The following is a 12,056-nucleotide window of genomic DNA, read 5'->3' as shown; positions in this document are numbered from 1 at the left end:
CCTGTCGATGAAGGCACCAATCTTGATGGTGAATCACAGTTAACCAGAAACAAAAATGCCGGTAGCTTTCGCCACCGGCATTTTTCAGGCAGAGAGTAAACTATTCCACTTCGCGGGCGTCGATACGCAGTTCTTTCGGGACTTCGAAAACGATGTTCTCTTCGCGTCCTTCCAGCGGTATCGCTTCGCCACCGCCCAGCTCCTGCAGACGGACAATCACGTTCTGCACCAGAATATCCGGCGCGGAAGCGCCTGCGGTAACGCCGACGCAGGCCACATTTTTCACCCACGCTTCCTGAATGTCCGTTGCATCGTCAATCAGGAATGCCGCTTTCCCCATACGCTGCGCAAGCTCGGCCAGGCGGTTGGAGTTAGAGGAGTTCTTCGAGCCAACAACCAGCACCACATCCGCCTGTTCAGCCAGTGCACGCACCGCTTCCTGGCGGTTAGTGGTCGCGTAGCAGATGTCATCTTTACGCGGCCCGACGATTTTCGGGAAACGCTGACGCAGGGCATCAATCACGTCAGAGGTATCGTCCACGGAGAGCGTCGTCTGGGTCATAAACGACAGACGGGCTTCGTTTTTCACATTCAGCGTCAGGACATCTTCCGGTGACTCAACCAGATACATGCCCCCTTCCGGGTTGCTGTACTGGCCCATGGTGCCTTCAACTTCCGGATGACCCGCGTGGCCAATCAGAATCGACTCTTCACCACGACGGCTGGCACGCGCCACTTCCATATGCACCTTTGTCACTAAAGGACAGGTGGCATCAAACACCGTCAAATCGCGGCTTTTCGCTTCGTTACGCACTGCCTGAGAAACGCCATGCGCGGAGAAAATCAGGATCGCACCATCCGGCACTTCGCTAATCTGCTCGATAAAGATGGCACCGCGCTCGCGCAGGCTGTCGACCACATAGCGGTTATGCACTACTTCGTGACGCACATAAATCGGCGCGCCGTAGATCTCCAGCGCGTTTTCAACAATGCTGATAGCGCGGTCTACACCGGCGCAGAAGCCGCGCGGGTTAGCCAACAGGATCTGCATTTCAGGCCTCCAGTACTGGGTCAATCTCCAGCACTTCAATATCAAAATGGACGGTGCGCCCGGCAAGTGGATGGTTGAAGTCAACGGTGATGGAGTCGCCGTTGATTTCGCGGATCACGCCAGGCATTTCGCTGCCATCCATAGCGGTAAAGAGCATAATCGCCCCGATTTCCGGCTCGCCCGCATCCATAAACTCGCGGCGCGAGAAATACTGGATCAGATCCGGGCTTGGCACGCCAAACGCGGCATCCGGCTCCAGTGAAAACGCCTTTTTCTCACCCTCTTTCAGACCAAGAAGCTGTTGTTCAAGACCTTCAGACAGGGAGGTATCGCCAAGACGAAACAGGGCTGGTTTGCCGTTATTGCGGGTGGATTCAGCGGTAGAGCCATCATCCAGTTTCAGCGTGAAGTGAACGAGAACCGCGCTGTTGCTCTGTACGGATTTAGACATGCAAATTGCTCGCTTGTTTTGCCCGGTGGCACTACACCACCGGGCGAGTGTGTTACGCCTGCTCTTTCGCGGCCGAGTTAGGCAAGAAGCCTTCCAGCACGATTAACGCCGCACCGATGCAAATTGCGCTATCGGCGAGGTTAAAGGTCGCGAAGTGCCAGTCGCCGACGTAGAAGTCGATCATATCGACCACAAAGCCGTGCCACAGGCGGTCAAACAGGTTGCCCAGTGCGCCGCCAATGATCAGTGCGTAGGCAATGTTATTCAGCTTTTGCGTTGCCTTCGAACGGTACATCAGCACCGCCAGCACCACACAGATACCGATCGCGATACCTGCAAAGAACCAGCGCTGCCAGCCACCGCTGTCAGCAAGGAAACTAAACGCCGCACCGTAGTTGCGTGCATAGTGCAGGTTAAGCGACGGGAACAGTGAAACCGTCTCCCCCAGAGCAAAATTCTGGAGGATCAGGAACTTGCTGCCCAGATCAATAATCAGCACCACCACAACCAGCCACAGCCAGCGCAGTCCTGTTGAACAGAGAGTTTTACTCATCAGGCAAACTTACGTTTTTCGCCGTCTCCGGCGACGTTGCTTACACAGCGTCCGCAGATATCTGCGTGATCCGCCACCTTGCCGACATCAGTGGTGTAGTGCCAGCAGCGCGGGCATTTCTCACCTTCGGCTTTGCTCAGCGCGACTTTCAGTCCTTTGAGCAACTCGCTCTGCTGAGCATCAGCAGAAGCGTCGGCATAATCTGCAACTTTCGCACCGGAGGTCAACAGGACAAATCGCAATTCATCGCCCAGCGCCGTCAGTTTTGCCGCCAGCTCAGGTTCTGCGTACAGAGTCACTGTCGCTTCCAGAGAGCCACCGACTTTCTTATCCGCACGTGCCTGCTCGATAACCTTGTTCACTTCGCCACGCACTTTCAGCAGCTCGTCCCAGAAAGCGTCATTCATCGCTTCGGTGCTGGAGAGATCGAACAGACCTTCGTACCACTCGCCCGTGAAGACATATTTCTCACGGTTGCCTGGCAGGTAGCCCCAGATTTCATCCGCGGTGAAGGACATGATCGGCGCCATCCAGCGCACCAGCGCTTCTGCGATGTGGAACAGCGCGGTCTGGCAGCTACGACGCGCCACGCTGTCCGCTTTCGCGGTGTACTGGCGGTCTTTGATGATGTCGAGGTAGAACGAGCCCATCTCGATGGAGCAGAAGCGCATCAGGCGCTGCACCACTTCGTGGAAGTCGTAAGACTCATAGGCTTTCAGGATATCTTCCTGCGCCGCTTTCGCACAGCCTACCGCCCAGCGATCCAGAACCACCATCTCTTCCGGTTTCACCATGTCTTTCACCGGATCGAAACCGTTCAGGTTCGCCAGCAGGAAGCGCGCGGTGTTACGGATACGACGATAGCTGTCGGCAGCACGTTTCAGGATCTCATCAGACACCGCCATTTCGCCGGTGTAGTCGGTCGAAGCCACCCACAGACGCAGAATGTCTGCGCCCAGCTTATTCATCACGTCCTGCGGAGAAACGGTGTTACCGATAGACTTGGACATCTTACGGCCCTGACCATCCACGGTGAAACCGTGGGTCAGTACCTGGCGGTAAGGGGCTTTGCCTTTCATAGCGGTAGAGATCATCAGAGATGACATGAACCAGCCACGGTGTTGGTCAGATCCTTCCAGATACATGTCGGCAGCGTGACCGGCAAATTCCGGGCGTACGTCAACGACTGAGGAGTGGGTAGACCCGGAGTCGAACCACACGTCCAGGGTATCCGGCACTTTCTCGTAGTTGTCTGCATCAGCGCCCAGGATGTCGCGGGAATCGAGATCCCACCACGCCTGAATACCGTCAACTTCGACGCGCTTCGCCACTTCTTCCATCAGTTCCAGGGTGTTCGGGTGCAGTTCCTGCGTCTCTTTATGCACGAACAGAGACATTGGCACGCCCCAGGTACGCTGACGGGAGATACACCAGTCAGGACGGTTCGCCACCATGGATTCGATACGCGCCTGGCCCCAGTCAGGGATCCACTGCACGCCTTTGATCTCTTTCAGAGACTGCGCGCGCAGGCCTTTCTGATCCATGCTGACGAACCACTGCGGGGTCGCACGGAAGATGATCGGCGTCTTGTGACGCCAGCAGCACGGGTAGCTGTGCTGCATTTTCTCAACGTGCAGCAGTGCGCCGCTGGTGCGCAGCATATCGACGATGATGTCGTTCGCCTTAAAGACGTTGATACCGTCCAGCGCCGGGTAGGTGCCAGGCAGGTATGAACCGTCCGGGCCAACCGGGTTGGCGATTTCCAGACCGTATTTCAGGCTGATGTTGTAGTCGTCAGGACCGTGGCCACCGGCGGTATGTACCGCACCGGTACCCGCGTCCAGCGTGACGTGGTCGCCCAGGATCGCCGGAACATCGAAGTCCAGGAACGGGTGTTTGAAGCGCATCAGCTCCAGCGCGTCGCCTTTCACGGTGCCCAGCACGGTATAGTTGGCGATATGCGCGCGTTTCAGCACGCTTTCAACCAGGTCTTTCGCCAGGATAACCGCCTGACCGTCAATCTGCACCAGTGCGTATTCGAACTCACCTGACAGGGAGATCGCGCGGTTGGCAGGCAGCGTCCACGGCGTGGTGGTCCAGATAACCAGAGAGACCGGACCGTTAACGGACGACACGCCAAATTTAGCTTTCACCGCATCCTGATCTACCGCGTGGAACGCCACGTCGATAGACGGAGAGGTTTTGTCGTAATACTCAACTTCCGCTTCTGCCAGCGCAGAACGGCAGTCCACGCACCAGTGCACCGGCTTCGCGCCTTTGTGCAGGTGGCCGTTACCGATGATTTTGCCCAGCGCACGGATGATGTTGGCTTCAGTTTTGAAGTCCATGGTCAGGTAAGGGTGTGACCAGTCGCCCAGCACGCCCAGACGGATGAAATCAGCACGCTGACCGTCAACCTGAGTGGCTGCAAATTCGCGGCATTTCGCGCGGAACTCTGCGGCGGTGAACTTCTCACCTGGCTTGCCAAACTCTTGCTCAACTTTCAGCTCGATTGGCAGACCGTGGCAGTCCCAGCCCGGAACGTAAGGCGAGTCATATCCCGCGAGTCCTTTGGACTTCACGATAATGTCTTTCAGAATCTTGTTTACAGAGTGACCAATATGAATGCTGCCATTCGCATATGGAGGGCCATCATGCAGAATGAAGGTTTTTTTGCCTTTTTTGGCTGCACGAATGATGCCGTACAGGTCATCATCAGTCCAACGCGCCAGCATTCCCGGTTCACGCTTGGCGAGATCGCCGCGCATCGGGAACCCTGTTTCCGGCAAATTCAGGGTTGATTTATAGTCACTCATCAGATTCTCGGTTCCGTATTTATCACGTAGGCATTTAAGCCGGGTTCAAAGCCCAAAAAACTCGCGGGCCGTCAATTCATCTCGCGCAATCTGCGCTTTTAGTTCATCCAGCGAAGCAAATCGCTGCTCGTTGCGTATTTTTTTACGCAGTATCACATCTATATGGCGACCATAAAGGTCCATTACAACATCCAGCAGGTGCACTTCTAACTGTTGACGCACACCCGCGACAGTTGGACGCGTGCCAATGTTAGCGACGCCGTAAAACGGCTTATCGCCCAGTCCAGCCACTTCCACCGCATAGACCCCTTTAACCGGGGAAACCTGACGACGCAGCGGTATATTCGCCGTCGGGAAACCAATAGTGCGGCCGAGCGCATCGCCATGAACGACGCGACCTGAGATGGTGAACGGATGTCCCAGCAGGGTTTCTGCCGTATCCAGTTCATCATCTGCCAGTGCCTGGCGTACCGCCGTGCTGCTGACGCGAATGCCACCTTCACAGAAGGTCATCGCGCTCGTGACGTCAAAACCGTACTCCAGACCAGCCTTCTGTAATAGCAAGAAATCGCCCTGACGACTAGCGCCAAAGCGGAAATCATCCCCCACAGCAAGAAACTGCACGCCAAGACGCTCAACCAGCAGGTCACTGACGAAACTTTGTGCTGTCAGTGCGGCAAAGCGACGATCGAAACGTACACACAATACGTAGTCCACACCGGACTCCGCCAGGTAGCGCAACTTCTCGCGCAGGCGAGTGAGACGGGCGGGAGATTTATCGCCCGCAAACAGCTCCAGCGGCTGCGGTTCGAAAATCATCACTACGACAGGTAGGCCACGGGTCTCCCCTTCTTTACGCAATCCCTGCAACAGCGCCTGATGACCACGATGCACGCCGTCGAAATTACCAATGGTCAGCACGCACCCGTGTGGTGCTCTGCTGAGATTATGTATGCCGCGTATCAGCTTCATGTCTGGCTCAAAACAGTGAAAATCGCCAAAGTATACCTTGTACGGCGGTTAAGGTTAACCGGCGATTGTTCGCGCAAAACAGAAAGCCGTAATGATTTCATCAGGCTGACCTTTCGCAGCGAAAAAATCTGCTCGTGAACTGCGATTTTTATGCCGAAAGGCTGTATTCAGGGAACACAAGCTGGTAGAATCCTGCGCCATCACTACGTAACGTAGCGTCGCTAATTAACGGCGCTTATTTGCACAAATCCATTGACAAAAGAAGGCAAAGAGGGCATATTCCTCGGCCTTTGAATTGTCCACATAGATCATATTTGGGAGTTGGACTTGGCTAATATCAAATCAGCTAAGAAACGTGCCGTTCAGTCTGAAAAGGCTCGTAAGCACAACGCAAGCCGTCGCTCTATGATGCGTACTTTCATCAAGAAAGTATACGCAGCAATCGAAGCAGGCGACAAAGCTGCAGCGCAGAACGCATTTAACGAAATGCAACCAATCGTGGATCGTCAGGCTGCTAAAGGTCTGATCCACAAAAACAAAGCAGCGCGTCATAAAGCAAACCTGACCGCGCAGATCAACAAACTGGCTTAATCGCTACTTGTTGTTGCTTGTTTAAAGAACCCGCTTAACGCGGGTTTTTTTATGCCTTCAGATTGCCGGTGGCGTAAACAGCGCCGAGTAGTCGCGGTTACAGATTCGCTGTACCGCCGGGTGCTGAATCATCCTTTCAGCAAATATGGCGTGATACTCCTCCATCACATTATCCACTCTGCCTATCTCCGTAATCTTGTCGTCCGAATAGAGATCGTGCGCGTACAGCGTTGGTGCAACGAAGATCGCATTGTGGGCTTCGCCAAAGGCTTTCATCAGAGCCGCATCATCGAACTCGCCGAGGATTTCTACCTTTAGCCCCTGCGAGTTAAACCAGTTCAGCAGCTTGCGCCCGAGCATTGAGCGCCTTCCCGGCACCAGCAGGCGGCGCTCTTCAAGGCACGCGGGGAACGGTTTTTCCGGCGGCGGGTTAATGCACCAGAAGCTGACGCCGCATTCGCCAATTTTCACTGAGAACAGCCCTTCCTGCTGGGTAGAGTCGATTGGGCAATCCGAGATAATCATGTCCAGCTTATGCTGGCTTAACTGCTCCAGCAGCATCTCGTGAGTAGATTCAAAGCAGCGCAGGTGGATTTGCTCATCTTCAACCACAGCCGCATCCAGCACGCCGCTCACCAGCCGTTTTGACAGCGCATCGGCCACACCGACATCAAAGAGCAGGTTAGACTCTTTGCGGTAGTTAACGATATCCAGCATCTCCTGGCTCAGGGTAAACATTTTGTCTGCGTAACGGAACACCAGCTCGCCCAGTTCGCTGGGCTCAATCCCACGGCCCTTACGCTTGAACAGCTTGCCCTGCAGTCGTTCTTCCAGCGCCTTGATTTGCCCGGTGATGGTTTGTGGTGTCAGGTAGAGCGCCTCTGCGGCCCCCACGACCGAGCCCTGTTTATAGACGTGCCAGAAGTAGTAAAGATGGTTGTAATTCAAATGAGACATTGCGTTTTCGCTCCCTGATAGTGTGTCGGGAGAAGGCTCCCCTCCTCCCGGTTTTCCGTTATGCCTGGACGGCCTGTCCGGACAACTTCACCTTCAACAAGGTATAACCGATCACTGCGGCCAGCAATGACCCGATAAGAATGCCCAGTTTAGCCCAGACGATAAGCTCCGGCGCATGCGTACCAAATGCCAGCGTCGAGATAAAAATCGACATCGTAAACCCGATTCCGCACAGCACACCTACGGCCATTATCTGCTTAAACGTGGTGCCGTGTGGCAATGATGCCATCCTCAGCTTTAGCGCCAGCCAGCAGAAGAGGCTAATCCCCAGCGGCTTACCGATAAACAGCCCGGCAATAATGCCCAAAGGCAGCACGGACGTCAGCCCGTCAAGCGTCACTCCGCCCAGGGAAACGCCCGCGTTGGCAAATGCGAACAGTGGCAGGATCATAAAGGCTACCCACGGGTGCAGCACATGTTCCAGCTGTTTGGCAGGCGACTTGCCGTCCTGCGGCTTAAGCGGCACGAAGAAGCCGACGATCACACCTGCCAGCGTGGCATGCACGCCCGATTTCAGCACTGCCGTCCACAGCACCATCCCCACGAGGATGTAGATGCCGATGCGACGCACATTGAAAATGTTCAGCAGCGCCAGCACTGCAATTGCCCCAGCCGCCACGCTCAGCGACAGGATCGACAGCTCGCTGGTATAGAACAGCGCGATAATCACAATAGCGCCCAAATCATCAATAATTGCCAGCGCCATCAGGAAGATCTTCAGTGCCACCGGCACACGACTTCCCAACAAGGCCAGCACCCCGAGCGCAAACGCGATATCCGTTGCCGCCGGGATCGCCCAGCCATGACGCGCAAGGGGGTCCTGCCAGGTAAATGCCAGGAAGAGTAACGCCGGAACCACCATCCCACCGATGGCGGCAATTACCGGAAACGCTGCACGCTGGCGGCTGGCAAGTGAACCCAGCACCAGCTCGCGTTTAACTTCAAGCCCCACCAGGAGGAAGAACACAGCCATCAGTGCATCGTTGATCCACAGCAACATGTTCTTGTTAATTTCCAGCGCCCCGACCTTCAGCTCGACGGGCGTTTCCAGAAATGCGTGGTATAGATCGCGGGTAACCCCCAGGTTAGCCAGCACCATCGCAGCCGCAGCGGCAATAATCAGGATCACGCCACCGGACGCTTCACTGCTAAAGAAACGGTGTAGTAATTTCACTTTAACTCTCTCTTTTACAACAATACCTCGATAAAACCATAATACCAAGCCACATAGCTCGGCAAAAACAGATTAATATTGAGTATAGATTCAGTTTTACCGAACTATCCTTACAAAAAGAAAAAGCCCGGAATTGCTTCCAGGCTTTTGCAGATTAAGGCCAGCTAACGAATTAGCGGGTCAAATCATCGAAGAATTTTTTGACGCCATCGAAGAAGCTTTTGGAACGCGGGCTGTTCTTCTCACCCGTCGGGCCGCCAAAGCTCTCCTGAAGCTCTTTCAGCAATTGTTTCTGCTTGTCGTTCAGGCCAACCGGCGTTTCCACGACGACGCGGCACAGCAGGTCGCCCTGAGCACCGCCACGAACGGATTTAACGCCTTTCCCGCGCATGCGGAACAGCTTACCGGTCTGGGTTTCACCTGGGATCTTCAGATTGACGCGACCATCCAGCGTCGGGACTTCGATTTCACCACCGAGTGCCGCCATAGCGAAGTTGATCGGCACTTCGCAATACAGGTTGTTACCTTCACGCTCGAAGATGGCGTGCTGTTTAACCTGCACCTGAACATACAGATCGCCTGCCGGTGCGCCGTGTTCCCCAGCTTCACCTTCACCCGCCAGACGAATGCGGTCGCCCGTATCGACGCCAGCCGGAATTTTAACGGACAGGGTCTTGGTTTTCTCAACGCGACCGTGGCCGTGGCATTTGGTGCACGGATCTTTAATCAGCGTACCGCGACCGTGACAGTGAGGACAGGCCTGCTGTACCGCGAAGAAGCCCTGTCGCATCTGTACCTGGCCTGAACCGTGACAGGTTGGACAGGTCTGCGGTTGGGTCCCCGCTTTTGCGCCACTTCCGTGGCAAACGTCACACTCTTCCAGCGTCGGGATACGGATCTCTTTGGTGACACCGCGAACGGCCTCTTCCAGCGTCAGTTCCATGTTGTAGCGCAGGTCCGCGCCGCGCGTTGCGCGCTGACGACCACGGCCACCACCGAAGATGTCGCCGAATACATCACCAAAGATATCGCTGAAGTCAGCACCACCGCCAAAGCCGCCACCACCGAATCCACCGCCGCCCATGCCGCCCTGTTCAAAGGCTGCGTGACCATACTGGTCATAGGCTGCACGTTTTTGTGCATCGGTCAGGACTTCGTAGGCTTCTTTGATCTCTTTAAATTTGGCTTCAGCCTCTTTGTCACCCTGGTTACGGTCCGGGTGGAATTTCATGGCCAGGCGCTTGTATGCCTTTTTGATTTCACGCTCTTCCGCAGTTTTCGGAACGCCTAAAATCTCGTAATAGTCTTGCTTTGCCATTGTTTTTTTAAGCCCCTTAACATGCGAGCACGGGCGTGGAGAGTTCTCCTACGCCCGTGCCGATTAATTACCCTGCATCAGGGCGATTATTTTTTGTCTTTAACTTCTTCGAACTCAGCGTCAACAACATCGTCGTCTTTCGCGTTGTTCTGGGAAGCGTCAGCGCCTGCCTGCTGTTGAGCGTGCTGCTGCTGAGCGATTTCCATCAGCTTCTGGGAAGCCTGTGCAAGTTCCTGCATCTTCGCTTCGATGTCCGCTTTATCTTCACCTTTCAGTGAGGATTCCAGCGCGCTCAGTGCAGCTTCGATAGCAGTCTTGTCTTCCGCTGGCAGTTTATCGCCTGCTTCTTCAACCTGCTTACGGGTGCTGTGCAGCAGATGGTCACCCTGGTTACGGGTCTGAACCAGCTCTTCGAACTTACGGTCGGATTCCGCGTTAGCTTCGGCATCGCGAACCATTTTTTCGATTTCCGCTTCGTTCAGGCCAGAAGATGCCTTGATGGTGATCTTCTGCTCTTTACCGCTGTTTTTGTCTTTCGCAGACACGTGCAGGATACCGTCAGCATCAATATCGAAGGTGACTTCGATCTGTGGCATGCCGCGTGGTGCCGGGTTGATACCATCCAGGTTGAACTGACCCAGAGACTTGTTATCCGCCGCACGTTTACGCTCACCCTGAATCACATGGATGGTTACCGCAGACTGGTTGTCTTCAGCGGTAGAGAACACCTGGCTGTGTTTCGTCGGGATGGTGGTGTTTTTGTTGATGAGCGCAGTCATCACACCACCCATGGTTTCGATACCCAGAGACAGCGGGGTAACGTCCAGCAGCAGTACGTCTTTCACTTCACCAGTCAGTACACCACCCTGAACCGCTGCACCGATAGCAACAGCTTCGTCCGGGTTCACGTCTTTACGTGGCTCTTTACCAAAGAACTCAGCCACTTTCTTCTGAACCATTGGCATACGCGTCTGACCACCCACCAGGATAACGTCCTGGATGTCAGATACAGACAGGCCAGCGTCCTGCAGAGCAACTTTCAGTGGCTCGATGGAACGGTTCACCAGGTCTTCTACCAGGCTTTCCAGTTTCGCACGGGTCACTTTGATGTTCATATGTTTAGGACCGGTCGCGTCTGCAGTGATGTACGGCAGGTTCACGTCGGTCTGCTGAGCGGAAGACAGTTCAATCTTCGCTTTCTCAGCGGCTTCTTTCAGGCGCTGCATGGCCAGCGGGTCGTTACGCAGGTCAATGCCCTGATCTTTCTTGAACTCGTCAACGAGGTAGTTGATCAGACGGGTATCGAAGTCTTCACCACCCAGGTGGGTATCACCGTTGGTTGCCAGAACTTCGAAGGTTTTTTCGCCGTCAACTTCGTCGATTTCGATAATAGAGATATCGAAGGTACCACCACCCAGGTCGTAAACCGCGATAGTACGGTTGCCAACTTCTTTATCCAGACCGTAAGCCAGTGCAGCCGCGGTTGGTTCGTTGATGATACGTTTTACTTCCAGACCTGCAATACGGCCAGCATCTTTGGTTGCCTGACGCTGAGCATCGTTGAAGTATGCAGGAACGGTGATAACAGCTTCAGTTACCGGCTCACCCAGGTAATCTTCCGCGGTTTTCTTCATTTTTTTCAGCACTTCAGCAGAGATCTGCGGTGGTGCCGTTTTGGTGCCTTTCACATCAAGCCATGCATCGCCGTTATCTGCTGCGATGATTTTGTAAGGCATGATAGAAACGTCACGCTGAACTTCTTCGTCCTGGAAGCGGCGGCCAATCAGGCGTTTAATCGCAAACAGGGTGTTTTGCGGGTTTGTCACTGCCTGACGTTTAGCCGGCTGACCAACCAGAGTTTCACCATCCTGGGTATAAGCAATGATAGAAGGCGTGGTGCGATCGCCCTCGGCGTTCTCCAGCACACGTGCAGTAGTGCCATCCATAATCGCTACACAAGAGTTGGTAGTACCCAGGTCGATACCAATAATTTTACCCATCTAAACGTCTCCACTAAAAATTCAGTCAACATGTGGTTGTGTACCTGTAATAAGGGCAGAACGTGCTTTTTCAACTGCCCAGATTTGATTTTTTTCAGGTCCACACACTGCGG

Annotated in this window: 10 protein-coding genes and 1 pseudogene; 1 reads left to right on the top strand and 10 read right to left on the bottom strand. The window is 54.5% G+C overall.

Features of this window, described 5'->3' with window-relative positions; genetic code table 11:
• Positions 1-100 precede the first annotated feature (100 nt).
• The 6 genes and pseudogenes from ispH to ACLHV8_RS03180 form a co-directional block, all read right to left on the bottom strand.
• Positions 101-1,051 carry a 4-hydroxy-3-methylbut-2-enyl diphosphate reductase gene (gene ispH / locus ACLHV8_RS03205; RefSeq protein ID WP_208593993.1) on the bottom strand — a complete coding sequence of 317 codons (951 nt, stop codon included), beginning with the start codon at positions 1,049-1,051 and terminating at the stop codon, positions 101-103.
• A 1-nt stretch (position 1,052) separates the two neighbouring features.
• Positions 1,053-1,502, bottom strand: a complete 450-nt coding sequence (fkpB, locus tag ACLHV8_RS03200) for an FKBP-type peptidyl-prolyl cis-trans isomerase (RefSeq protein ID WP_013095528.1) — start codon at positions 1,500-1,502, stop codon at positions 1,053-1,055.
• A gap of 52 nt (positions 1,503-1,554) precedes the next feature.
• Positions 1,555-2,055, bottom strand: a complete 501-nt coding sequence (gene lspA, locus ACLHV8_RS03195; RefSeq protein WP_028016633.1) for a signal peptidase II — start codon at positions 2,053-2,055, stop codon at positions 1,555-1,557.
• Positions 2,055-4,871, bottom strand: a complete 2,817-nt coding sequence (gene ileS / locus ACLHV8_RS03190; protein WP_208593994.1) for an isoleucine--tRNA ligase — start codon at positions 4,869-4,871, stop codon at positions 2,055-2,057. The genes lspA and ileS overlap by 1 nt, the downstream gene beginning before the upstream one ends.
• Positions 4,872-4,916: 45 nt before the next feature.
• Positions 4,917-5,843: a bifunctional riboflavin kinase/FAD synthetase gene (gene ribF / locus ACLHV8_RS03185; protein WP_208593995.1), complete on the bottom strand. Its 927-nt coding sequence runs from the start codon at positions 5,841-5,843 to the stop codon at positions 4,917-4,919.
• A gap of 7 nt (positions 5,844-5,850) precedes the next feature.
• Positions 5,851-6,069, bottom strand: a pseudogene (locus ACLHV8_RS03180) (DUF2575 domain-containing protein).
• A 101-nt stretch (positions 6,070-6,170) separates the two neighbouring features.
• Between ACLHV8_RS03180 and rpsT the strand changes: the two are divergent.
• Positions 6,171-6,434 (top strand): 30S ribosomal protein S20, encoded by a 264-nt coding sequence (gene rpsT, locus ACLHV8_RS03175; protein WP_003856458.1) that lies wholly within the window; start codon positions 6,171-6,173, stop codon positions 6,432-6,434.
• A 57-nt stretch (positions 6,435-6,491) separates the two neighbouring features.
• Here the strand turns inward: rpsT and nhaR are convergent, their stop codons facing one another.
• From nhaR to dnaK, 4 genes are all read right to left on the bottom strand, one after another.
• A complete protein-coding gene (nhaR, locus tag ACLHV8_RS03170) occupies positions 6,492-7,391 on the bottom strand; it encodes a transcriptional activator NhaR (RefSeq protein ID WP_032660752.1) in 900 nt (299 codons plus the stop codon).
• 58 nt (positions 7,392-7,449) lie between these two features.
• Positions 7,450-8,625: a Na+/H+ antiporter NhaA gene (nhaA, locus tag ACLHV8_RS03165; RefSeq protein ID WP_208593996.1), complete on the bottom strand. Its 1,176-nt coding sequence runs from the start codon at positions 8,623-8,625 to the stop codon at positions 7,450-7,452.
• Positions 8,626-8,797: 172 nt separating this feature from the next.
• Complete coding sequence (gene dnaJ, locus ACLHV8_RS03160; protein ID WP_028016628.1) at positions 8,798-9,943, bottom strand: molecular chaperone DnaJ; 1,146 nt, start codon at positions 9,941-9,943, stop codon at positions 8,798-8,800.
• A gap of 86 nt (positions 9,944-10,029) precedes the next feature.
• The gene (dnaK, locus tag ACLHV8_RS03155; protein WP_128348228.1) at positions 10,030-11,943 is read right to left on the bottom strand and encodes a molecular chaperone DnaK; all 1,914 of its coding nucleotides are present in this window, start codon (positions 11,941-11,943) and stop codon (positions 10,030-10,032) included.
• Positions 11,944-12,056: the final 113 nt, after the last annotated feature.

Origin of the sequence: Enterobacter sp. CPE_E863 (genome assembly GCF_046521465.1) — a bacterium.
Lineage (GTDB): Bacteria > Pseudomonadota > Gammaproteobacteria > Enterobacterales > Enterobacteriaceae > Enterobacter > Enterobacter adelaidei.
This window is presented reverse-complemented; position numbering and strand designations above follow the sequence as displayed.